We start from the raw sequence: 23,623 nt of genomic DNA, 5'->3' as shown, positions 1-23,623 counted from the left end.
ATGAGCGATACGCCGCGCATTTACGGTGTCGGCGACAGCACCCTGCGTGCGCTGGGCGGTGAGGCGGCGGTGGCCGCGCTCGTCGAGCGTTTCTACGCGGCGATGCAGCGGTTGCCGGAGGCGCAGCGGATTCGCGCCATGCATGCCGATGACCTCGCCGAGGCGCAGGACAAGCTGACCACCTTCCTGATCGGCTGGATGGGCGGCCCCAAGCGCTATCGCGAGCGCTTCGGGCCGATCAGCATCCCGGGGGCGCATCTTCACCTGGATATCGGTCCCGAGGAGCGCGATGCTTGGCTTCTGTGCATGGCCACGGCGCTCGACGAGCAGGGCGTGGATGCCGAGCTCAAGGCCTATCTGCTGGCCCAGCTGCGCCATCCGGCGGAGATGTGTCGGCGCCGCTGAAGGGCTTCAGGGTGCGCTGATGACCCGATCCCGCCCCTGATGCTTGGCTGCGTAGAGGTGGCGGTCGGCGCGTTCGATAAAGGCCTCGCGGGGCTCGCCCAGGCGGTACTCGGCAATCCCGATACTGACCGTGACCTTGCCGAGGCCGATACCGAAGTCGTGGCGGGCAATCGCCTCGCGTAGGCGCTCGGCAAGCGGCTGGCAGTGCGAGAGCGGTGTTAGCGGCAGGACCACGGCGAACTCCTCGCCGCCGAGCCGCGCCGGGATGTCCTCTTCGCGTAGCTGCTGCTCACAGAGTCGCGCCAGGTCCTCGAGCACCTGGTCGCCCTGCAGATGCCCCCAGGTGTCGTTGATGCCCTTGAAGTGATCGAGGTCGAGCAGCATCAGCGACAGCGGCGAGCCGTGACGACGCGCGGAGGAGATCTCCTCGTCCAGTCGACACATCAGCTTGCGGCGATTGGCCAGCCCGGTGAGCTCGTCGGTGTCGGAGAGTTCGCGCAGGTGCGCCTCATGGGCGACCTGTTCGCTGACATCCATCATCAGGCCGTGCCACAGGGTGCCGCCACCGCGCCATTCGGGCTGAGCGCGCACCGAGATCCAGCGAATCTCGCCGCACGGCTGATAGAGGCGAAACTGCTTGGCCAGCGGCGTCAGCGACTTGGCCGAACGCTCGATGGCGGCCATCAGGCGCGGAAAATCCTCGGCGTGAATGCGTGCAAACGCGTAGCTGGCATCGTCGGCGAGCAGGCGGCGCTCGCCGTCGCGGATCAGGGTGGCGTTGCCGGCCAGATAGGGAAAGCGCAGCTGGCCGCTGGCACTGCGAAAGAGTTGAAAGATCATGCCGGGGATACGTTCGGTCATGGCCTTGAGCTGCGCGAGACTCTCCATGGTCTCGGGCAGCACGCTGTCATCGGCAGGCATGGGTGGCCTCCTGGCTAGGCGTTCCGCTGCGTTGGTGTTTCTTGTTGTTCGTCGGGTGCTTGGCACCTCGTAATATAAGCAGGCAAATATACGCCTAAGCATGAGGAGGCGTCACCCTGCAAAGGATGTAAGCGATTGACTACAAGGTGTGACGCTTTGTCATGGTACGGTCAGCGTGGCGCATCGTAGCGCCCGGCACGCCCGAGCGAGAACACCAGTTGCCAGAGCTGCAGGTCACGGGCGCGAAAGGCGCCGGCGCACACCGAGAGGTAGTAGCGGAACATGCGCCTAACGCGCTCGCTGTAGTGCTCGGCAATCTCGTGCCAGCGAGCGTCGAGATTGGCCAGCCAGGCCATCAGGGTGGGGTCGTAGTCGGCGCCGAAATTCTGCCAGTCCTCGAGCAGCAGGTGCCCTTCGGCGGCCCGAGCGATATGCATTGCCGAGGGCAGCACGCCGTTGGGAAAGATGTACTTGTTGACCCACGGGTCGGCGGTGATATCGGAGTTGTTGGAGCCGATGGTGTGCAGCAGGAACAGGCCATCGTCCTCGAGGAGTCGTTCTACTGTCCTGAAGTAGGTGGCGTAGTTGCGGTGGCCGACGTGCTCGAACATGCCGATCGACACGATGCGGTCGTAGTGGCCATCGAGATCGCGGTAGTCCTGCAGCAGAATATTGACCGGCAGGCCGTCGCAGCGCTCCCGGGCCAACCTCGCCTGCTCGCGGGAGATAGTGATGCCGGTGACCTCGGCGCGGTAGTGGTGGGCGGCGTATTCGGCAAAGCTACCCCAGCCGCAGCCGATATCGAGTACCCGCATGCCGGGCTCTAGCTCGAGCTTGCGTGCCACCAGGTCGAGCTTGTCGAGCTGAGCCTGGTGCAGCGAGTCGGCGCCTTTCCAGTAGCCGCAGGAGTAACACATGGTGGGGTCGAGCATGCGCTCGAAGAGGTCGTTTCCGAGGTCGTAGTGCGCTTCGCCGACGATATATGCCCGCGCCTTGCTCTGCAGATTGAAGAAGCCGGTTTGCAGGCGGTACATGAGCCGCTCGGAGGGCGTATGGGCGCGTTCGCCTAGCCCGTGCATCAGCAGCCGGCAGGCCATCTCGTCAATGCGCGAGCACTCCCACCAGCCGTCCATGTAGGCCTCGCCGAGGCCCAGTGTGCCCTGATGGAGCACGCGGCTGAACAAGTCGGGGTGGTGCACCTGGATGTCCCACTCGGCGCTGCCGTTGAGGGTCACACCGGAGCCTTCGAGGAGCTGCTCGACGACGCGACGCGCGCGGGTATCGGGGAGGGGAACGGGGCCGATTCTGGGGTCGCTTGTCATGGCAGTCTCCTGTTCCGTTAGCGTGGGCTCTCCGGGCGTTGGCTAGAGTGACGGCAGGGCGTGCGGCGACGTCTTGTCATGGCTGTTGACGACTTTTCTAATGAGCATAGCCGATCGGTTACTGGCGTGGTAACTCGGCGAGCGTGGGCGGGTAAGTGCCGGGATGTCTCAAATGGGCATGCCGATGCCTCGCCTGAGACGTTGGGCGGGGCTAGCTTGACTAGGCTGTAGGCGCCAATCACAGCATAAATGAAGGACGCCAGCCATGAGTCAAGCCAACCGCGGGGTGGTCTACATGGGCCCCGGCAAGGTCGAGGTCCAGGCCATTCCCTTTCCCGAACTGGCGCTGGGCAAGCGCAAGTGCGAGCACGGGGTGATCCTCAAGGTGATCACCACCAACATTTGCGGCAGCGACCAGCATATGGTGCGCGGTCGCACCACCGCACCACAGGGGCTGGTGCTGGGCCACGAGATCACCGGCGAGGTGATCGAGTGCGGTCGCGACGTGGAGTTCGTCGCGGTCGGCGATATCGTCTCGGTGCCGTTCAATATTGCCTGCGGCCGTTGCCGCAACTGCAAGGAGGGCAAGACCGGCATCTGTCTCAACGTCAATCCGGCGCGCCCCGGGGCGGCCTACGGCTACGTCGACATGGGCGGCTGGGTCGGCGGCCAGACCGAGTACGTGATGGTGCCCTATGCCGACTTCAATCTGCTCAAGTTCCCCGATCGTGAACTCGCCATGGACAAGATCGGCGACCTGACGCTGCTCTCGGATATCTTTCCCACCGGTTTCCACGGCTGCGTTACCGCCGGGGTGGGGCCGGGTAGCACCGTCTATATTGCCGGTGCCGGCCCGGTAGGCCTGGCCGCGGCGGTTTCGGCGCAGCTGCTGGGGGCGGCCTGCGTGATCGTCGGCGACATGAACCCCGAGCGCCTGGCCCAGGCCAGAAGCTTCGGCTGCGAGACCCTCGATCTGCGTGAAGACACGCCGATGGCGGATATGCTCGAACCGATCCTCGGCGATCGCGAGGTCGACTGCGCGGTGGATGCGGTGGGCTTCGAGGCGCGCTGTCACGGTCACGATCACTCCCACGAGCAGCCCGCGGCGGTACTCAACGCCTGCATGGACATCACCCGTGCCGGCGGCCAGATCGGCATCCCGGGGCTCTACGTCACCGAGGATCCCGGCGCCGAAAGCGCCGATGCCCAGCACGGCAACCTGTCGATGCGCCTGGGCCTGGGCTGGGCCAAGTCGCACTCCTTCCACACCGGCCAGTGCCCGGTGATGAAGTACCATCGCCAGCTGATGCAGGCGATCCTGTTCGAGCGGGTGCATATTGCCCAGGCGGTCAATGTGCAGGTGATCTCGCTGGACGACGCCCCGCGCGGCTATGCCGACTTCGATGGCGGCGTGGCGAAGAAATTCGTCATCGACCCCCACGGCAGCGTGGCTGCCTGAGTGCCTCAGCCGCCGGGCGAGGCGTCCGGCGGCACCAGCCAGCTATCGCTGAGTGCCAGCAGATGGGCGGTCAGGGCATCCAGCACCTGGCCGCCCTGTCGCCAGTGGTGCCAGTAGAGCGGCACGTCCACCGCCTGGTGGGGCGAGAGGTCGACCAGGCGGCCATCGGCGAGATGGCCGCTGGGGTCGATCTCCTCGAGCCGCCCGGCATCGAGTTCGCGCGCCGCCTGGCGCTCTGGCACCATGCCCCAGCCGAGACCCGCCAGGGCCAGGCCGACGAAGCCCTGCGACGACGGGCACAGGTGGTAGGGAAACGGCGGCTCGACGCCGTACATCGCCAGGAAGCGATGCTGGAGGCGGTCATCGGGCCCAAACACCAGCGCCGGGGCCCGCTTCAGGGCGCTCGGCGTCACCCCGTGGGGAAAGTAGCGGGCGATGAAGGCCGGGCTTGCCAGCGCCCGGTAGCGCATGCTGCCCAGCGCATGGCTGCGTGCCCCCTGCACCGGACGCGGTGAGTCGCAGAGACACCCGGCGACCTCGCCGTCGCGCATCCGTTTCAGCGCCACCTCCTGATCTTCCACCACCAGCTCGAACAGCACCCGATGCCGGTCGCTGAAGCGGCCCACGGCCTCCGGCCACCAGGTCGCCAGGCTATCGGCGTTGATGGCCAGGCGCAGTCGCGGCTCATCGCCGCTGCCCAGCGCAGGGACTTCATCGAGCAGGTCGTGTTCGAGCAGGCGTACCTGTTGCACATGGTTGAGCAGGCGCTGACCGAGTGGCGTCGGCGCCAGGCGCGGGCTGCGCATCAGTACCGGCTGGCCGAGGCGGGCCTCGAGCAGCTTGATACGCTGGGATACCGCCGACTGGGTCAGGCCGAGCTGGCGCGCGCCGCGCTCGAAGCCAGCCTGGTCGACCACCGCGGCCAGTGCCGCAAGCAGCTTATAGTCGAGCATTCTGACGGTCCCGGGCAGTCGGCTTGGTTATCATTTTTTCTAATCACTCAGTTGCTATAGTAATTTCATTAATTTAAGCGTCCAGCGTAGCCTGCTCGGCACGATCTTCCAATCGATGCTGCCAAGAGGAGCTGCGCGTGCTGATTTCCCTCACCCATGGACTACTGATCTGTGCCGGCCTGATCGTCGCCATCGGCGCCCAGAACGCCTTCGTGCTGCAGCAGGGGCTGCGTCGAGAGCACGCCTGGCTGGTGGCCGGGGTCTGCGCCCTGTGCGATTGGCTGCTGATTGGCCTGGGGGTGCTGGGGTTGGGGGCACTGATTGCCCAGCAGGCACTGCTGATGGAGGTGGCGCGCTGGGCGGGAGCGGCGTTTCTGGCCTGGCAGGCGTGGCTGGCACTGCGCCGCGCGATGCTCAGCAATGCACTGGTGGCCGCCAGCGGCTCTCAAGGGTCCTGGCGTGCTGCGCTGGCGGCGACCTTGGCGGTAACCCTGCTCAACCCCCAGGTCTATCTGGAAACCCTGGTACTGCTGGGCGCCATCGGCGCGGTGCAGCCAAGCCCGCTGGGGTTCTTCATCGGCGCCGCGCTGGCCTCGTTCGGCTGGTTCTTCGGGCTGGTGGCTGCCGCCGGCTGGTTGGCGCCGCGCCTGGCCAGTCCTCGGGTATGGCGCATCATCGATACGCTGATCGCACTGATACTGGCCTGGGTGGCCTGGCGGCTTGCCAGCGGGGCGATGCTGCCATGATCTGTAAGGGTTTCGTTACGGGGTGTCAGGTCTTTCGACCGCGGCGGCGGCGCACCATCACGGCTGCCGGTGGCTGGCAAGGAATCGTTACAGCGGCCGACGCTGCGGTGCCAAAACACTCCGCCAGGGGCATGAAATAGCCCTGCTCGCGGCGCGGCCAGGGCTCTAGGCTGGGGGCACGACATTGGTCACGACCCACAACAACACCCTGAGGAGGTCACCATGAACGCACCGGCACAGGTCGCGCCGCAGCAGAGCGCCAGCAATCCGATCGGCACCAACGGCTTCGAGTTCGTCGAGTATACCGCGCCCAGCGACGAAGGCATCGAGGCCCTTCGCCAGCTGTTCGTCCAGATGGGCTTCACCGAGACCCGCAAGCACCGCTCCAAGCAGGTCTCGCTGTTCCAGCAGGAGGGCGTCAACTTCGTGCTCAACGCCGAGCCGAACAGCCACGCCGCCGAGTTCGGCAAGATTCACGGCCCCAGCGCCTGCGCCATGGCCTGGAAGGTGGCCGATGCCCAGCAGGCCTTCGAGCATGCCGTGGCCAACGGCGCCGAGCCGGTGGAGAATCCGGTCGGCCCCGACGAGGTGGGTATCCCGGCGGTACGCGGCATCGGTGGCTCGCTGCTCTACTTCGTCGATAGCAAGGTCGACGGCCAGGGTCGCACCATCTACGACATCGACTTCGAGAAGATTCCCGGCCGCAGCGCCAATGATCGCAGCGTGGGCCTGCAGGTGCTCGACCACCTGACCCACAACGTCGACCGCGGCCAGATGGACGTCTGGGCGAATTTCTATACCGATATCGCCAACTTCCGCGAGAACCGCTATTTCGATATCAAGGGCAAGAAGACCGGGCTGCTGTCGCGGGCGATGACCGCGCCGTGCGGCAAGATGCACATCCCGATCAACGAGTCCGCCGACGACAACTCGCAGATCGCCGAATTCCTGCGCGAATACAACGGCGAAGGCATCCAGCACCTAGCCATGGCCACCGACGACATCTATGCCACGGTGCGAGCGCTGCGGGCCAACGGCGTGACCTTCCTCTCGACCCCGGACACCTACTACGAGAAGGTCGATGCACGGGTGCCCAACCACGAGGAGGACGTCGCCGAGCTCCGCGAGCTGAGCCTGCTGGTCGACGGCGGCGAAGGCGAAGGGGTGCTGCTGCAGATCTTCACCGAGACGGTGATCGGGCCGATCTTCTTCGAGATCATCCAGCGCAAGGGCAACGACGGCTTCGGTGAAGGCAACTTCAAGGCGCTGTTCGAATCCATCGAGGAGGACCAGATCCGCCGCGGCGTGCTCAAGGACGACTGAGCCTGGCAAGACACCGCTCCTGACACCCGACCCCGCGGCCCGTGCCGCGGGGTTTTACATGATGGGCTGGTACGGCTGACGCTCGCTCCCAGGCAGCCTAAGCGGGTTCATCCTCGCTGTAGTGGCCCCACTTCTCGAGAAGCAGCTCGATAAACAGCTGCGCGGTTCCCGACAGGCTATGCGAGTTGCTGGTCACCAGACCGATGGTGCGTTGAATAGTAGGGGCCGGAAGTTCCCGTGAACAGAGAATGTCGTGGTCTGCCCCGGGCATTGTCATGCGCGGCAGGATCGCTACGCCCAATCCCGATTCGACAAGGCCCAGTGACGTGGATAGGTGCTGCACCTCATAGAAGCTGTTCAAGCGGATACCATCGGCGGAGAGGGCATTGTCCAGCAGGATGCGGTTGCCGCTGTCGCGACTCACCGTGATCAAGCGCACGTCGTGAAGGTCGTCCCAGTGGATCTCGGGCTTGTGGGCCAGCGGATGGTCGGAGCGCAGGGCCAGTACGAAGGGGTCTTTCAGCAAGGGAGTAAAGGCCACCTCGGGGGTCTGCGCGCTGATCATGTTGATGCCGAAATCCGCCTCCCCCCTCACCACCTTTTCCAATCCCTCGTTGGCGCTCACATCGAGAATGCGAATGCGTATGCCGGGCCAGGCTTCGCTGAACACCCGAATGACGCTGGGCAGAAAGTAAAAGGCGGCCGTCGGCAGGCACGCGATGGTCAGCGTGCCCTTCTGATGGGTCGCAAGTTCCCTGATGCCCAAGATCGATGACTCGTACTCTTCGATGACCCGTCGCGCCCGCGGCAGGAAGTCCACTCCGATCGCCGTCAAGCGTGTACGCCGGGTGGTGCGCTCGAGCAGGCACACCTCCAGCACCTCTTCGAGCTTCTGTATGCGGCGTGATAGCGCAGGTTGTGAGAGGTGTAGACGCTTGGCCGCCTCATGGAAATTCCCCAGCTCGGCGACCAGCACGAACGCCTGAAGATCCAGAAACTCGACTCTATGGAGCATCGCATATCTCTTGCATCATTGTTTTCAACTAATAACGCTAGCACATTAATGTGTGTATCGCCATAAATGACACTTATATTTGCATTTGAGACATCAAAGACTGGGTGACAAGCTCATACAACGTCAAAATGAGCTGAGAAATGACCCATATGAGCAATAGCATTCCCTGCCTCATCATGAGAGGCGGTACCTCCAGGGGGCCCTTCTTGAGAATGAGAGATTTGCCCGAGTCAGAAGCAGCCAGAGCCGATTTGCTTCTGGGACTTATGGGCTCGGGTCACCTGCTGCAGATCGACGGTATCGGTGGCGGGAATCCATTGACCAGCAAGGTGGCCATTGTCGAGCGATCTTTGCATCCCGATGCCGACGTAGACTATCTGTTCGCCCAGGTCGACGTGATGAAGCGATATGTCGATTTCAATCCGAACTGCGGCAATATGCTCTCTGCAGTTGGCCCGTACGCCATTGAAACCGGCTTGGTCGAGGCAAAGGATGGCATCACCAGCGTGCGTGTGCGCAATCTCAATACGCAGCGTTTCATCGAATGCCAGGTTCCCACACCGAAGAAGCAGGTCTGCTACGAGGGCGATATATCCATTAGTGGCGTACCCGGGAGTGCCGCGGGTATACGCATGAGCTTTCTGGATGTGGTTGGCGCCAAGACTGGCTACTTGTTACCTACTGGCAGTCCCGTCGATGTGATTGATGGCGTCGAGGTGAGCTGTATCGATGCGGCAACTCCCGTAGTGCTTATAGCAGCAAGCTCACTGGGCATCCAGGGTAGTGAAACGGCCGATCGTCTGGATGCCAACCGTGACATGCTGGACCGCCTGGAGGCGATTCGATGCAAGGCGGGGCGGCGCATGGGCATGGGAGATGTGACGCATAGCGTTCTGCCCAAGCCAATCATCATCTCCTGCTCTGATCACTCGGAATATACGCTGCGCGCCCGCTACTTCGTTCCGCATAGCTGCCATAAATCGATAGCCGTGACCGGCGCGATAGCGCTGGCAAGTGCCATAAGCGTCGAGGGAACGCTGGCCAACCGGATGGCAGTCAAGGCCGGTCATCTTGAACCGGGCGATCTTCTGCAAAGTGTGAGTATCGAGCACCCCCTCGGTGTCATGGAGCTCGACGTGTCCCACGGTAGTGGCGGAAGCCACGATGTATCGCGTGTGTCGATGATAAGAACAGCGCGCAAGATCATGAGTGGAGACATCTTCTATCCACCGCTGAGTGCATGCGTTTGACCTTGTAGAGGCCTTGTCGGCCTCGAATGGCAGGCGCCTTGGCGCGTGGATGGTAAGTCCAGTAACGCCTATATCCTATAAGTAGAAAGGAGTAACGCCATGAAACTGTTTCACCACAACGAAGTCGGCTCGACCCCCGGAGCTGGTAAGTTCATAAAAGCCGGCGTCCTGAGCGCTGCACTGTTACTTGGCGGCTACGCCCACGCCGATGGCAATGTGCCGAGCAATGTCACCTTCACCGTGCCCTTTGGCGTGGGTGGCGGTACCGATGTATGGGCCCGGTTCCTTGCGCCATGGCTTACTGAATACCTGGATAGTGAACCCACTATCATGATCGATAATGTGCCTGGCGGCGGCTCGATCAATGGGGCCAATGTGTTTGCCAGGCGGGCCAGCAGTGACGGCAGCCATATCCTTGCCACTTCGGCCTCGACGCAATTCCCGGCGATGTTGAACGAGGACCGCGTTCGCTACGATTACGCCGACTGGGTGCCGGTGCTGGCCTCGCCTACCGGTGGAGTGGTCTATGCCAGTAGCGAACTGGGCGAAGACAAGGATGCCGTCATGGCAGCACTTCTCGAAACCCCCGTGAAGTTTGCCGCGCAAACGCCCACTGGTCTGGAGATGCCTGTACTGATGGCGCTGGATATGCTGGAGATGGATGTGACGGCGGTATTTGGCATGCGCAGCCGTGGCGAAGGGCGCCTAGCCTTCGAGCGTGGAGAGGCCAAGATCGATTTTCAGACCACCTCCGCGTATTTCAGCAGCGTCGAGCCCCTGGTGGAGGCGGGGGATGCGATACCCCTGTTCTCGCTGGGCATGTTGAATGATGAGGGGGAGCTGGTCCGCGACCCGGCGTTCCCCGATCTGCCTACCTTCAGTGAAATCTATGTAGAACAGCACGGCGTCGACCCCGAGGGGCCGGCCTACGAGGCATTTCGTCAGTTCTTTGCCGCCGGCTTTGCGCTGCAAAAGCTGATCATGCTGCCTGCCGATACGCCTCAGGGCGTCATCGACGAGTACCGCAATGCTGTCAACGCATTCATCGGGGACGAGCGCTTTCTGGAGGAGTCCGAGGCCCAGCTGGGACCCTACAGTCTGGTAAGTGGAGACGTGGCAGAGCGTCATCTCAGCGATGTGATGACCCTCGATGAGAGCACTCGTGAATGGTTGTCCGATTGGCTCGATAGCCGCTTCGGTGCCTCGATCTAAGGTGCACCTGAGCATCGGGTTGCCCGCCTTGGCGGGCAGCCCGGGAGGCTGCCATTTACAACGAGATTTTTCCTATGTTTGATGTACTGCTCTCCAGCTTAGGGCAAGTCTTTACCTTGCCTCATCTGCTCTACATGATGCTTGGCGTTTCCATCGGGCTAATCGTAGGCATCATTCCCGGGCTAGGCGGCATCGCCGGCATGTCGATACTGCTGCCCTTTCTCTATGGTATGGAGCCCACGATTGCGCTGGGAATGCTGATGGGGCTGGTGGCGGTCATTCCGACCGGCGACACCTTTGCATCGGTGCTGTTGGGTATTCCCGGCTCGAGTGCGTCGCAAGCCACCGTGCTGGATGGGTTCAGCCTCGCCAAGCAGGGCCAGGCGGCACGTGCCCTGTCGAGTGCCTTTCTCTCGTCGATGATCGGCGGCCTGATAGGCGCCATCATTCTTACCCTGTTCATCGTCGTGGCACGGCCGGTGGTGCTCTCTTTCTCGTCCTCAGAGCTATTCATGTTGACGCTGTTGGGACTATCCATGGTGGCCGTCCTTTCGGGGGGCGACATGTTCAAGGGCTTGGCGGCCTGCGGCCTGGGACTGCTGGTAGGCGGTATCGGCATGGCGCCGGCCACGGGTGAATTCAGGCTCAACCTCGATATCGACTATCTCTACGATGGCCTACCCCTCGTCGTCGTTGGCCTGGGCATCTTTGCGCTGCCTGAGATCATCGACCTGCTGAAGGGGCGCGGTGCCATTGCCAATCAGACCTACGCGCTCGGCAAGGGATGGCGACAGGGTTTCGGGGACGTTGCAAGAGAGCGCGGCCTGGTGATGCGTTGCGCCGGGGCGGGGAGCCTGATCGGCACCATTCCCGGTCTGGCCGGTTCGGTAGTGGACTGGCTGACCTACGGTCATGCCGTGCAGAGTGCCAAGGACACGTCGCAGTTTGGTAAAGGCGACATTCGCGGTGTGATTGCGCCCGAGTCGGCCAACAACGCCACCGCCTGTGGTGCCATGGTGCCTACCCTGCTATTCGGTATTCCCGGGTCAGGAACAGCCGCCGTGTTTCTAGGCGGGCTCTTGCTGCTGGGCCTGCAGCCGGGTGTCGGCATGATAGAAACGCACCTCGATCTGACGTATACGATCATCTGGTCGCTGGCATTAGCCAATATTCTCGGTGCGGCGCTTTGTATCGGGTTGGCAGGGCCAGTTGCCAGCCTGACCCGGGTGCGCTTTGTCATTCTGGCGCCCTTGATCACCACGCTGATCCTGTTTGCGGCCTATCAAGCGACACGCTCCACTGGCGACCTGATAGCGCTTGGCCTGGTCGGTCTGCTGGGTGTGCTAATGAAGCGCGCTGGCTGGTCGCGTCCTGCCTTTCTTATCGGCTTCGTACTCGCTGCCGGCGCTGAAACGTATTTCTATCAAGCCGTACAGTTCCAGGGTAGCAGCGCTTTTGCCCGGCCCGGTGTGGGCATCATTGCTACCATGATTGCCGTCTCGCTGTTGCTGCCGTTGTTGCAGCGCTTCCGCCGTAAGCGTGCGCAGGCCAATCAGTCCAGCTCGCAGTTCAAGCGTGATGGGGCGGGGGCTTCGGAGACTCAGGAGGGAGGCAAGCTTCGCCTCAGCAACATCGATATCCTGTTGTTCGTTGGCCTGCTCGCACTGTCGCTGTTGACCTGGTACGAAACGCGCGGGATGTCCCTGCTGGGCAGTGTGTTCCCCTTGCTGGCCATGACGATCATCCTGGCCTCCATGGCGGCCGAGGCGGTCAGGCTAACGCTCGCCGGTGCCGGTTGGACATGGTTGCCGCTGCGTGAAGAGATGCTCTGGATACTAGGGTTCTTCGCTCTCGTGGGCATGATTCTAAGCCTCGGTCTGGTGTCCTCGGCGATACTGTTTTGTCTGGGTTTCCTGCTGTTCATTGCCAGGGCCAAGCCATGGACTGCCGTGCTACTGGCAGCGGGCGCGGGGGTTTTCCTGATGGCGATGGCTCATTTCATGAGTCTCACTTACCCGACGGGGCTCCTCGATGCGCTATGGTTCCGCTAATGGCGTGCTGGTGCGAGGGGATGGCATGAGCGTGGGGTGAGAAGCCGGCGCCGTGCGTCTCGCACGGCGCCGCATCGTGACGTGGGTGGGAGTATTAGCGTGCGTCGGGCTGCGCCGCCGGCGCGGCCTGGGCAAAGGCTGGCAGGGCACGGCAGTGGGCGACGATCTGCCTGATGCGCGGGTAGTCGCCGAGGTCGCAGTCGAAGCGTTCGGCGTTGAACACCTGGGGCACCAGACAGATATCGGCCAGCGTCGGCGAGTCGCCGTGGCAGAAGTCACCGCCCCCCGCCGCGCGGGAGAGCTGGGCTTCCAGCGCGCTGAAGCCCGCGGCGATCCAGTGGCGGTACCAGGTCAGCTTGGCGTCGTCGCTGGCGCCCAGCTCATCCACCAGGTACCTGAGCACGCGCAGGTTGTTGAGCGGATGCATCTCGCAGGCGATCAGCTGCGACAGGGCGCGCACCCGCGCCCGCCCGGCGGGGTCCGCCGGCAGCAGCGGCGGGGTGGGGTGGCACTCATTGAGGTACTCGCAGATCGCCAGCGACTGAGTCAGTTGGACCCCGTCATCGGTCTCCAGGCTGGGCACCAGCCCCTGGGGCTGGCGGGTGAGGTGCGCCGCGCCGCGCTGCTCGCCGGTCACCAGGTCTACGGGCACTTGGTCGTAGGTCAGGCCCTTGAGGTTGAGGACGATGCGCACCCGGTAGGCCGCCGAGGAGCGGTAGTAACCGTATAGCGTGGTCATGGCTGGCTCCTGCGCCTATTGGCCGCTGTGGGGCTGGTACTTCACCACCTGCTGGTCGATGGCGCCGAAGATGCTGTGGCCCTGGCGGTCGAACATCTCGATGCGCACCCGGTCGCCGAAGCGCATGAAGGGCGTCTTGATCTCATCGAACAGGATCTTCTCGACCATGCGCACCTCGGCCAGGCAGCTGTAGCCCACGCCGCCTTCACTGATCGGCTTGCCCGGCCCGCCGTCGGGGTCGGGGTTGGACACGGTGCCCGAGCCGACGATGGCCCCGGCGCCCAGGTGGCGGGTCTTGGCAGCGTGGGCCACCAGCTCCGGGAAGCCGAAGATCATGTCGGGCCCGGCCTCGGGTTCGCCGAATTTTTCGCCGTTGAGGTGTACCGTCAGCGGCAGGTGCACGCGGCCGTCCTGCCAGGCGTCGCCCAACTCGTCGGGGGTGACACAGACCGGCGAGAAACTCGAGGCTGGCTTGGCCTGGAAGAAGCCGAAGCCCTTGGCCAGCTCGCCGGGGATCAGCCCGCGCAGGCTGACGTCGTTGACCAGCATGATCAGCTTGATATGGCCGGCGACTTGCTGCGGCGTCACCGCCATGGGCACGTCGTCGGTGATCACCGCAATCTCGCCCTCGAAGTCGATGCCGTGTTCTTCGCTGACCGCTTCGATGTCTTCATGCGGGGCGAGGAAGGCGTCGCCGCCGCCCTGGTACATCAGCGGGTCGTTCCACAGGCTCTCCGGCAGTTCGGCGCCGCGCGCCTGGCGGACCAGCTTGACGTGGTTGAGATAGGCCGAGCCGTCGGCCCAGTGGTAGCTGCGCGGCAGCGGCGAATGCAGGGACTTCGCCTCCAGGGCGAAGGTGCCCATGGCGCTGCCGGCGTTGAGCTCGGCGTAGCGCTGCTCGAGGCGGGGGCTGACGGCGTCCCATCTCTCCAGGGCCTGCTGCAGGGTGTCGGCGATATCGCTGGCGCTGACGGCCTGGCGCAGATCGCGGGACACGATCACCAGTTCGCCGTCGCGGCGCTGCTGCTTGGGGTCGAGCTTGAGAGTGGCGAGTTTCATCGTGGTGGAATCCTTGTCGTCAGGGGTCAGGGCCGCTCGGCGTCGAAGTGCGAGCGCAGCGTCGACCAGACATCGACGTAGTCGCGCTGGCGGAAGTCGGCATCGCGGGCGCCGGGCACGGTCTGGAACGGGTAGCGGCTCTCGAACATGAAGGCCAGGGTGGCACCTTGGTATTGCGGCTCGAGGGCGGCGCTGGAGGCCTTGTCGAAGGTCTCGGCGTCGGGGCCATGGGGTGACATGCAGTTGTGCAGGCTGGCACCGCCGGGCACGAAGCCCTCGGCCTTGGCGTCATACTCGCCGTGGATCAGGCCCATGAACTCGCTCATCAGGTTGCGATGGAAGTAGGGCGGGCGGAAGGTGTTCTCGGCCACCATCCAGCGCGGCGGAAAGATCACGAAATCGAGATTGGCCATGCCCGCGGTGTCCGAGGGCGAGGTCAGCACGGTGAAGATCGACGGGTCGGGGTGGTCGAAGCTCACCGTGTTGATGGTGTTGAAGTGGGCCAGGTCGTACTTGTAGGGCGCGTAGTTGCCGTGCCAGGCGACCACGTCCAGCGGCGAGTGGTCGAGCCGGGTCACCCACAGCCGGCCGGCGAAACGCGCCAGCAGCTCGAACTCGCCCGACACGTCCTCATAGGTGGCGGCCGGGGCCAGGAAGTCGCGGGGGTTGGCCAGGCCGTTGGCGCCGATCGGGCCAAGCCCGGGCAGTTCGAAGGGCGCGCCGTAGTTCTCGCACACATAGCCGCGCGCCGTCTCGACGCCCTCGGCCAGCCGCACCTGGCACTTGACGCCGCGGGGGATCACCGCGATCTCACCGCTGGCCACCTCGAGCACACCCATCTCGGTGCGCACCACCAGGTCGCCGAGCTGCGGCACGATCAGCAGTTCACCGTCGGCGTCGTAGAAGAAGCGCTGCATGCTGCGGTTGCAGGCATAGACGTGCACGCCACAGCCGGCCTGTGCGGCGACGTCGCCGTTGATGCCGAGGGTGGTCAGGCCGTCGATGAAGTCGGTGGGCTCGCTGGGCAGCGGCAGCGGGTCCCAGCGCATCTGGTTGGGATCGGCCAGCGCCGAGGCGTCGGGGGCGGTCGCCCAGCGCGGATGGTCGAGCGGGCGATAGGCGCTCTGCACCACCGAGGGGCGAATGCGGTACAGCCAGCTGCGCAGGTTGTGGCCGCGCGGCGCGGTGAAGGCCGAGCCGGTCAACTGCTCGGCGTAGAGCCCGTAGGCGCAGCGCTGCGGCGAATTCTGGCCCTCGGGGAGGGCGCCGGGCAGCGCCTCGCTCGAGACGTGATTGCGAAAGCCGCTGTGGTACGACGGCACGGCATGCTGGGAGGGCATGGCGAATCTCCTGGCTAGACTTATATTGTTTCATTTGAAACTAAATCTAGCGGGAGGCCCTGGGCGGGTCAAGCCTCGACCAGCTGATCCAGGCGCGCGTCGAGCTTGTTGAGCAGCCGGAACAGGTCGCGATATTCGGCGCCGCTGAGGGCGCCGACCAGCTCGCCCTCCCACGCCAGGGCCAGCGGGATCGCCTCGGCCATCAGCGCCTGACCCGCCTCGGTGAGGCTCAGGCGCATGCTGCGCTGGTCGCGGCGGGTGCGCTGGCGGGCCAGCAGTTCGCGCTCGCCCAGCGACTTGACCGCCCGCGAGACCCGCGCCTTGTCCATGTCGGTGAGCTCGCAGATCTGGCTGGCGGTTAGGCTGCGGCGCTGGTGCAGCCAGGCCAGGATCCGCCACTCGGCGATGCTGAGTTCGAACTCGCGGGCGTAGATCTGGGCCAGCGACTGGCTGATGCGCTCGGCGAGATGGGCCAGGCGATAGGGCAGAAACTGCTCCAGCTGCAGCTCGGGCGGCGGCGAAGAGGGGGCGTGGCTCACGGCGAGGATCCTGTGTCGTGTCGGTCGAGGTCATGCCCAGTGTAACCGAGGGGAGCGTGGGATGGTGCTCGGGTGCAGGTGTCAGGTTTTCGTGACGATTTTCTGGTGCGGTCGGGGAAGCCGCCGTTGATCAGCGCTTGTCGGGGGCACTCCACGAGGCATATCGTTTCAAAAGTAACGTTATATTACGACGCCTATCTGCCCGACCGCAGCTCAATTGTCCGCACCACCTGCAGCATGGCGGCTGCCGATAAGGTGGTGGCGCTAATGGCCGGCCTGGCGATCTTCCCGATCATCTTCGCCAACGGCATGGACCCGGGCGAGGTGGCCAGCCCGCGCCTGCGGCGTGCGCGCGACGCCTGATCCCGCCTGGAGCGCCATTTACTGCCCCGTCGGCCGCGGCCGGCGGGGCAGTGTCGTATGTGCCACAGGCTGGCGGCGTCTGTCGCGATGCTCTAAACTTAGTAATATATATCGCCTCTTTTATTCTTTTTGGTTCTTTCAATGGCCGACTCCTCTTCTTCCCCGCCCACCGTCGATGTCGACCTGGCCAATCACCGTGACTTCCCGCGCGGCCAGGTCGCCCTGGTGGGGGCCGGTCCGGGCGATCCCGAACTGCTGACGCTCAAGGCGCTCAAGCGCCTGCAGCTCGCCGAGGTGATCCTCCACGACCGCCTGGTCAGCGAGGAGATCCTGGCCATGGCCAATCACCAGGCGCAGCGCTTCTATGTCGGCAAGGCTCGCTCCCACCACAGCGTGCCCCAGGAGGGCATCAACCAGGCGCTGGTGGACTGGGCGCACCAGGGCAAGCGCGTGGTGCGCCTCAAGGGCGGCGACCCGTTCATCTTCGGTCGCGGCGGCGAAGAGCTCGAGACCCTGGCGGCAGCCGGCGTCGACTTCGAGGTAATCCCCGGGGTCACGGCGGCGTCCGGCTGCGGCGCCTATGCCGGCATTCCGCTGACGCACCGCGACCACGCCCAGTCGGTGCGCTTCATCACCGGCCATCTGCAGAACGGCAGCTGCGATCTCGACTGGGCAACCCTGGCTCACCCCGGCCAGACGCTGGTGTTCTACATGGGGTTGGGCGGGTTGCCGATCATCAGCGCCGAGCTGCGCGCCCACGGCTTGGCCGACGACACTCCGCTAGCGCTGATCGAGCAGGGCACCACGGCGCGCCAGCGGGTGCATGTCGGCACCCTGCTGAATGTGCCGGCGGAGGTGGCGGCGGGCACGATCAAGCCGCCCACGCTGATCATCGTAGGCCAGGTAGTGGCGCTGCATGCGCGCCTGGCGTGGTTCGACCCGCGCGGGGCCGGCAGCGGCGGCTGGCAGCAGGGTAAGCACCCCACCCCCGAGGCCAACGCCGACAGCGCCTGAGCCCTTGGGGCCAGATGGCTTGATCGGCGCCCCCGGCGTGCGACAATGCAGTGTCGCACGCTCCCCGAGGCTCCCGATGCCCTCCACCCGTCCCGAATTCATCGCCGAAGTCGCCCGCTGGCGGCGGCGTGGTCGCACCCGCCGCGGCTTGAAGCTGCGCAGCTTCCGGCTGCAGGTGATGCTGCTGGTGGGGGCGCTGCTGGCCGGCATGCTGCTTGCCCAGGGCGCCTATCTCAATCATCGCAAGGCCGAGATCATTGCCGACCAGATTGGTCAGCGCGCGCTCTCGGTGGCGCTGTCGGTCGCCAGCATCCCGGCCCTGATCGAGGCCTTCGACGACGACGATCCCAGCGCTACCATCCAGCCCATCGCCGAGCGCATCCGCCGCGAGACCGGCGCGCGTTACGTGGTGGTCGGCGATGAAGAGGGCATCCGCTACTCCCATCCGCTGCAGGAGCGGCTCGGCCTGCCGATGGTCGGCGGCGACAACGACAGGGCACTGATCCACGGCGAGTCCTACGTCTCCGAGGCCGAAGGCTCGCTGGGTGAGGCGATGCGCGGCAAGACCCCGGTGTTCGACGACGACGGCAATATCATCGGCATCGTCTCGGTGGGCTTCATGCTCGATCGTGTCGAGCTCGACGTCGGCGAGCATACCAGCCTCGGCTGGCTGCTGGTGGCGATGATGATCGTGTTCGGGTTCGCCGGTGCCTACGGCCTGTCGCGCCATCTCAAGCGCGTGATCCTGGGGCTCGAGCCCCACGAGATCGCCCGTCTGGCGATGGAAAAGGAGGCCATCCTGCAGTCGATCCACGAAGGTATCCTGGCGGTCAATCACGACGGCGAGATCACCCTGCTCAACCAGCAGGGGCGGCGCTTCCTCGACCTGCCCAGCGATCGCGAAGTGCTCGGCCAGCCGGTCCAGGACGTGGTGCCCAATTCGCGGCTGATGGAGGTGCTCGACAGCGGCGAGCGACAGTTCGACCAGGAGATGTGGCTGGGCGACCACCCGGTGGTGGTCAACCGGGTGCCGGTGATTCACGAGGGCATGGTGGAGGGCGCGGTGGCCACCTTCCGCAGCCGGCGCGAGATCGTCGACCTGTCCCAGGCGCTGAGCGCGGTGACCCGCGACGTCGATATGCTGCGTGCCCAGGCCCACGAGTTTTCCAACAAGCTGTACACCATCTCCGGCCTGCTGCAGCTCGACCGGGTCAAGGAGGCGCTGGCGCTGATTCATCAGGAGAGCGAGCGGGCCCAGGCGCAGATGGCGTTTCTGATGGGCCACGTCGCCGACCCGGTCCTCAGTGGTACCCTGATGGGCAAGCTGACACGTGCCCGGGAGCTGGGAGTGGTCCTCGAGATCGACGAGCAGAGCTCGCTGAGTGCGCCGCTGACCCTGCACGGCCAGGAGGTGCTGATGACGGTGATCGGCAACCTGCTCGACAATGCTTGCTACGCCGCAGTGCAGGGCATCGGCACGCCCAGTGCCGCCGGCCTGGATGCCGATGCCGGGCCACGCCAGCCGCGGGTGCGGCTGTTCTTCACCGACCTCGGCGAGCAGCTGTTGATCGAGGTCGAGGATAACGGCCCCGGTGTGCCGCCCGAGCAGATCGAGTCGATCTTCAACGAGGGGTTCTCGACCAAGCCCGGCAAGCATCGCGGCATCGGTTTGGCGCTGGTCAGCCGCCTGTGCCAGGAAAACGGTGGCGCCATCACCCTGGAGGACAGCGAGCTGGGCGGTGCCGGTTTCACCGTGGTGCTCGACAAGACGCTGTGCCGTGCGGCCAGCGCCAGCAACGCCTGAGCAGGGCGACCACACGTCAGTAACGCCTACAACAATAGGGACGCAGATGAGTGAACCCGTGTATGGGATCCTGATCGTCGAGGACGATTTCCGTATCGCCGATATCAATCGCGCCTTCATCGAGCAGAGCGATGGCTTCGAGGTGGTCGGCATGGCCAAGACCGGCGCCGAAGCGATGGCGATCCTCGCCCGCGACGCGGCCAGCATCCATCTCGTACTGCTGGATGCCTATATCCCCGACGTCGAGGGGCTCGAACTGCTGTGGGAGATGCGCCGCCGTCACGCGCATCTCGATATCGTCATGATCACCGCCGCCAAGGAGGTCGAGACCATCGCCGAGGCGCTGCGCGGCGGCGTCTTCGACTATCTGATCAAACCCACCGAGAGCGAGCGCATGGGGCAGATGCTGCGCCGCTTCCGTCAGGAGCGTGCCGCGCTCGACCACAAGGCCGAGATGAGCCAGGAGGAGCTCGACCGCACCCTGGGGCGCATGCGCGCCAGCGCCGACAAGCCATCACCTACCGGGCGCGCGGCGCTGCCCAAGGGCATCGACCGCCTGACGCTGGGGGCCGTGGTCGCCGCACTGCGTGAGGAGGGCGGCCCGCTCACCGCCATGCAGCTGGCCACGCACATCGGTGCCAGCCGCTCCACGGCACGCCGCTACCTGGAATTTCTGGTCGCCGAAAACGTGGCCCGCGCCGAACTGGGCTATGGTGATGTAGGTAGGCCGGAACGCCGCTATCGGCTGGAGGGCAGCGCCGGCGAGTGGCTGGGCGAGGGCGGATAATGGCCGGGATGGCGCCGTGAGCAGAATGCACAAAATGCCGCTTATGCGCTTTTTATCGTTTATCGCCACAAGCTTGTCGGTTCGATTCGCCTTGAACTAGGGTGCAAGTCGAGTGATATCGAGGCACCGCCAGTGTGCCGATAACAACCAAAGCAACATGTGGAGAACGCCATGACCGCCAAACTTACCCGTCTATCCTTCCTGGCCCTGCCGCTAGCCGCCACCATGGCCTTCGGCGCCGCCACTGCCCAGGCCGATGACTGGCAGCCGACCAGCTCTGTCGAGTTCATCGCCCCGGCCAACCCGGGTGGTGGCTGGGATACCCTGGTGCGCACCACCTCGCGGGTGATTCAGGAAGAGGGCCTGGCCGAGCGTAACTTCGCCGCGATCAACACTCCGGGGGGCGGCGGTGCCGTGGCCTGGGCGCAGATCGCCCGCGACGCAGGCAACCCGCACAAGATCTTCGCCACCAGCCCGCCGATCATCCTGGTACCGCTGGCCGGCACCTCGCGCTACGACCACACCGACTTCACGCCGATCGCGCGCCTGATCACCGACTACTCCATCGTGCTGGTGCCGGCCGACTCCGAGTACCAGAGCCTCAACGACCTGTTGGAGGCGATGGCCGAGAACGCTAGCCTGAGCGTCGGTGGCGGCAGCGCCCCGGGCTCCATGGATCACATCTCCATTGCCGGCCTGGCCTCGGCCGCTGGCCTCAACGCCGCCGACGTCAACTACATCCCGTTCTCCGGCGGCGGCGAAGCCATGACCAACCTGATGGGCGGTCACGTCGAGGCGGTGATCACCGGCGCCGGCGAAGCCGCAGGCCAGCTGGGTGAAGACAGCGACCTGCGTGCGCTGGGCGTGTCTGCGCCTGAGCGTCTGGGGGGTTCCCTGGCCGATATTCCGACCTACCTCGAGCAGGACATCGACTACACCTTCGACATCTGGCGTGGCGTGATGGGCACACCGGACATGCCGGAAGAGGCGGTGGCCTACTACGAGAACCTCTTTGCCGAGATGCTCGAGACCGACGGCTGGGCCGACGCCCGCGACCAGTTGGGCTGGCTCGATGCCTATCAGGACAGCGAAGAGTTCGGCGCCTTCCTCGACGAGCAAAAGGAGCTGTTCAGCGAAGTGCTGAGCGAGCTCGGCCTGCTCGGCGACTAAGCCACAACGCAACGCTGCTGCGGCGTGGGCCTCGCTTGGCGAGGCCCACGCATTCTCGAATGCGACACTTGAATCCGCTTTCACAGGGTTCGGGGCAGACTCCTCATGACACGACTCAACGTTAACCAGATCCTGGCGCTGTGCCTGGCGCTGGTCGCCGCCGGCTACCTGGCCATGGCCTGGCAGATTCCCAATTTTCCGCTGCCGCGCCCGGTCGATTCCGACCTGTTTCCCAAGGTGCTGGGCTTCACGCTGCTCGGCCTCTCGCTGCTGCTGTTCCTGGAGAAACCCCAGAACCAGGACATTCCCGACGAACTCGATCCCGACGAGCAGGCGCTGCCGCTGCTGCTGCGCCCCTGGTCACGAGTGGTGATCACCTCGGTGGCGGTTGCCACCTACGCGGTGCTGCTGCCGATACTCGGCTTCGTACTGGCGTCGTCGACGCTGGCCTTCGGGCTGGCCTGGTACTACGGCTTTGCCCGTCACGGCATCAATCTGGCGGTATCGCTAGGCGTGGTGCTGACGCTGTACCTGACCCTGACTCGTATCATGGGCGTCTATCTGCCCACCGGCGTATTGCCGTTCTAATCTGGCCGGAGGGTAATCCATGGAAGCTTTCACGAATCTGATGTACGGCTTCGGCATTGCGCTGGAGCCCATGAACATCGCCTACGTCTTCTTCGGGGTGTTCGCCGGTACCATCATCGGCATGCTGCCTGGCCTGGGGCCGATCAGTGCCCTGGCGCTGATGATCCCGATCACCTTTGCCATGGAGCCGTCGTCGGGCCTGATCCTGATGGCCGGCGTCTACTATGGCGCAATCTTCGGCGGCTCGACCTCGTCGATCCTGCTCAACGCGCCGGGCGTCGCCGGCACCGTCGCCACCTCGTTCGACGGCTACCCGATGGCCAAGCAGGGCATGGCCGGCAAGGCGCTGGCGATTGCCGCCTACTCCTCTTTCATCGGCGGCACGGTGTCGATCATCTTCCTGATGCTGGTCGCGCCGATGCTCGGCCGCGTGGCGGTGAGCTTCGGTCCCGCCGAGTATTTCTCGCTGATGGTGCTGGGCCTGACCGCGGTGGTCTCGCTGTCCGACAAGTCGCTGGTCAAGGGCCTGATCGCCGCGGTGATCGGGGTAATGATCTCGATCATCGGCATCGATCTGCAGACCGGCACCGAGCGCTATACGTTCGGCAGCGCCCACCTGCTCGACGGCATCGACTTCCTGGTGGTGGCGCTGGGGATCTTCGCCCTGGCCGAGGTGTTCTACATGCTGCTGCGCGGTGGCGGCGGCAAGCAGCCGCCGCGCAATGCCATTGGCTCGCTCAAGCTCACCGGCAAGGAGTGTCGTGAAATTGCCGCCCCGATCGGGCGTAGCTCGATCCTGGGTTTCTTCACCGGCGTACTGCCGGGCGCCGGCGCGACCATCGGCTCGTTTCTCGGCTACAGCATGGAGAAGCGCCTGGCCAAGGACGGTGATACCTTCGGCAAAGGCAACATCAAGGGCGTGGCGGCGCCGGAATCGGCCAACAACGCCGCCTGCACCGGCTCCTTCGTGCCGCTGTTGACCCTCGGCGTGCCGGGATCGGGCACCACCGCCGTGCTGCTGGGTGCGCTGCTGGTGATGGGCGTGACCCCGGGGCCGGCGATGATCGAGAGCCGCCCGGACGTGTTCTGGGGCGTGATCGCCAGCATGTACATCGGCAACATCTTCCTGCTGGTGCTCAACCTGCCGCTGATCCCGCTGATCGCCAAGGTCCTCGACATGCCGCGCCCGCTGCTGCTGTCGCTGATCCTGATCTTCTGCATGGTCGGGGTCTACGGCATGAGCTTCAGCGTGTTCGACCTGCTGCTGCTGCTCGGCTTCGGCCTGATTGGCCTGGGCATGCGGCTGTTCGGCTTCCCCGCGGCACCGCTGATCCTGGCGCTGATCCTCGGCGACATCATGGAGGAGTCGATGCGCCGCGCGCTGCAGATCTCCGGCGGCGACTGGTCGATCTTCATCGACAAGCCGATCTCCATGTGGCTGCTGATCATCGCCGCGCTGTCGCTGATCCTGCCGCTGGTCAAGAAGGCCATTGCCGGGGCGCGCGCCCGCGCCTAAGGTTCTTGGCTAGCACTACCCTCGCGGGGGCGTCGGCACAGCCGGCG

General features: G+C 64.7%; 21 protein-coding genes. 13 read left to right on the top strand and 8 right to left on the bottom strand.

Annotated elements, in window-relative coordinates; all coding sequences use genetic code 11:
- Entirely contained in the window at window positions 1–405 is a 405-nt protein-coding gene (locus BWR19_11435) for a globin (GenBank protein ID APX93495.1), read from the top strand.
- Between the two features lie 6 nt (window positions 406–411).
- Here BWR19_11435 and BWR19_11430 read toward each other — a convergent pair whose 3' ends face one another.
- Together BWR19_11430 and BWR19_11425 are read right to left on the bottom strand one after the other, a co-directional pair.
- Window positions 412–1,326, bottom strand: coding sequence for a GGDEF domain-containing protein (locus BWR19_11430; GenBank protein ID APX93494.1), 915 nt, complete (start codon window positions 1,324–1,326; stop codon window positions 412–414).
- A gap of 170 nt (window positions 1,327–1,496) precedes the next feature.
- The gene (locus BWR19_11425; GenBank protein ID APX93493.1) at window positions 1,497–2,648 is read right to left on the bottom strand and encodes a cyclopropane-fatty-acyl-phospholipid synthase; all 1,152 of its coding nucleotides are present in this window, start codon (window positions 2,646–2,648) and stop codon (window positions 1,497–1,499) included.
- A 265-nt stretch (window positions 2,649–2,913) separates the two neighbouring features.
- Here BWR19_11425 and BWR19_11420 point away from each other — a divergent pair, with 265 nt between their 5' ends.
- Window positions 2,914–4,107 (top strand): formaldehyde dehydrogenase, glutathione-independent, encoded by a 1,194-nt coding sequence (locus BWR19_11420; protein APX93492.1) that lies wholly within the window; start codon window positions 2,914–2,916, stop codon window positions 4,105–4,107.
- 5 nt (window positions 4,108–4,112) lie between these two features.
- Here the strand turns inward: BWR19_11420 and BWR19_11415 are convergent, their stop codons facing one another.
- Window positions 4,113–5,060: a LysR family transcriptional regulator gene (locus BWR19_11415; protein ID APX93491.1), complete on the bottom strand. Its 948-nt coding sequence runs from the start codon at window positions 5,058–5,060 to the stop codon at window positions 4,113–4,115.
- A gap of 137 nt (window positions 5,061–5,197) precedes the next feature.
- Between BWR19_11415 and BWR19_11410 the strand changes: the two genes are divergently transcribed.
- Complete coding sequence (locus BWR19_11410) at window positions 5,198–5,806, top strand: lysine transporter LysE (GenBank protein APX93490.1); 609 nt, start codon at window positions 5,198–5,200, stop codon at window positions 5,804–5,806.
- Window positions 5,807–6,028: 222 nt separating this feature from the next.
- Window positions 6,029–7,129 carry a 4-hydroxyphenylpyruvate dioxygenase gene (locus BWR19_11405; GenBank protein ID APX93489.1) on the top strand — a complete coding sequence of 367 codons (1,101 nt, stop codon included), beginning with the start codon at window positions 6,029–6,031 and terminating at the stop codon, window positions 7,127–7,129.
- 97 nt (window positions 7,130–7,226) lie between these two features.
- Here the strand turns inward: BWR19_11405 and BWR19_11400 are convergent, their stop codons facing one another.
- Window positions 7,227–8,144, bottom strand: a complete 918-nt coding sequence (locus BWR19_11400) for a LysR family transcriptional regulator (GenBank protein APX93488.1) — start codon at window positions 8,142–8,144, stop codon at window positions 7,227–7,229.
- 149 nt (window positions 8,145–8,293) lie between these two features.
- Here BWR19_11400 and BWR19_11395 point away from each other — a divergent pair, with 149 nt between their 5' ends.
- From BWR19_11395 to BWR19_11385, 3 genes are all read left to right on the top strand, one after another.
- Window positions 8,294–9,394 (top strand): 4-oxalomesaconate tautomerase, encoded by a 1,101-nt coding sequence (locus tag BWR19_11395; GenBank protein ID APX94997.1) that lies wholly within the window; start codon window positions 8,294–8,296, stop codon window positions 9,392–9,394.
- Between the two features lie 99 nt (window positions 9,395–9,493).
- The gene (locus tag BWR19_11390; GenBank protein APX93487.1) at window positions 9,494–10,606 is read left to right on the top strand and encodes a tricarboxylate transporter; all 1,113 of its coding nucleotides are present in this window, start codon (window positions 9,494–9,496) and stop codon (window positions 10,604–10,606) included.
- A 74-nt stretch (window positions 10,607–10,680) separates the two neighbouring features.
- Window positions 10,681–12,657 (top strand): tricarboxylate transporter, encoded by a 1,977-nt coding sequence (locus tag BWR19_11385; GenBank protein APX93486.1) that lies wholly within the window; start codon window positions 10,681–10,683, stop codon window positions 12,655–12,657.
- Window positions 12,658–12,751: 94 nt separating this feature from the next.
- Here the strand turns inward: BWR19_11385 and BWR19_11380 are convergent, their stop codons facing one another.
- From BWR19_11380 to BWR19_11365, 4 genes are all read right to left on the bottom strand, one after another.
- Window positions 12,752–13,396 carry a maleylacetoacetate isomerase gene (locus BWR19_11380; GenBank protein APX93485.1) on the bottom strand — a complete coding sequence of 215 codons (645 nt, stop codon included), beginning with the start codon at window positions 13,394–13,396 and terminating at the stop codon, window positions 12,752–12,754.
- A gap of 15 nt (window positions 13,397–13,411) precedes the next feature.
- A complete protein-coding gene (locus BWR19_11375; protein APX93484.1) occupies window positions 13,412–14,455 on the bottom strand; it encodes a 2-keto-4-pentenoate hydratase in 1,044 nt (347 codons plus the stop codon).
- Window positions 14,456–14,481: 26 nt separating this feature from the next.
- Window positions 14,482–15,795: a homogentisate 1,2-dioxygenase gene (locus tag BWR19_11370; protein APX93483.1), complete on the bottom strand. Its 1,314-nt coding sequence runs from the start codon at window positions 15,793–15,795 to the stop codon at window positions 14,482–14,484.
- 68 nt (window positions 15,796–15,863) lie between these two features.
- Window positions 15,864–16,343 (bottom strand): MarR family transcriptional regulator, encoded by a 480-nt coding sequence (locus tag BWR19_11365; protein ID APX93482.1) that lies wholly within the window; start codon window positions 16,341–16,343, stop codon window positions 15,864–15,866.
- A gap of 576 nt (window positions 16,344–16,919) precedes the next feature.
- On the opposite strand from BWR19_11365, the gene BWR19_11360 reads away from it, so the two are divergent.
- From BWR19_11360 to BWR19_11335, 6 genes are all read left to right on the top strand, one after another.
- A complete protein-coding gene (locus BWR19_11360; protein ID APX94996.1) occupies window positions 16,920–17,711 on the top strand; it encodes a uroporphyrinogen-III C-methyltransferase in 792 nt (263 codons plus the stop codon).
- 76 nt (window positions 17,712–17,787) lie between these two features.
- A complete protein-coding gene (locus tag BWR19_11355) occupies window positions 17,788–19,515 on the top strand; it encodes a histidine kinase (GenBank protein APX93481.1) in 1,728 nt (575 codons plus the stop codon).
- Between the two features lie 46 nt (window positions 19,516–19,561).
- Window positions 19,562–20,302 carry a response regulator gene (locus BWR19_11350; protein APX93480.1) on the top strand — a complete coding sequence of 247 codons (741 nt, stop codon included), beginning with the start codon at window positions 19,562–19,564 and terminating at the stop codon, window positions 20,300–20,302.
- A gap of 171 nt (window positions 20,303–20,473) precedes the next feature.
- Window positions 20,474–21,472, top strand: coding sequence for a tricarboxylic transporter (locus BWR19_11345; protein APX93479.1), 999 nt, complete (start codon window positions 20,474–20,476; stop codon window positions 21,470–21,472).
- Between the two features lie 105 nt (window positions 21,473–21,577).
- Window positions 21,578–22,060 (top strand): TctB protein, encoded by a 483-nt coding sequence (locus tag BWR19_11340; GenBank protein APX93478.1) that lies wholly within the window; start codon window positions 21,578–21,580, stop codon window positions 22,058–22,060.
- A 19-nt stretch (window positions 22,061–22,079) separates the two neighbouring features.
- Window positions 22,080–23,576: a transporter gene (locus BWR19_11335; GenBank protein APX93477.1), complete on the top strand. Its 1,497-nt coding sequence runs from the start codon at window positions 22,080–22,082 to the stop codon at window positions 23,574–23,576.
- Window positions 23,577–23,623: the final 47 nt, after the last annotated feature.

Source organism: Halomonas sp. 1513 (assembly GCA_001971685.1).
Lineage (GTDB): Bacteria > Pseudomonadota > Gammaproteobacteria > Pseudomonadales > Halomonadaceae > Franzmannia.
This window is presented reverse-complemented; position numbering and strand designations above follow the sequence as displayed.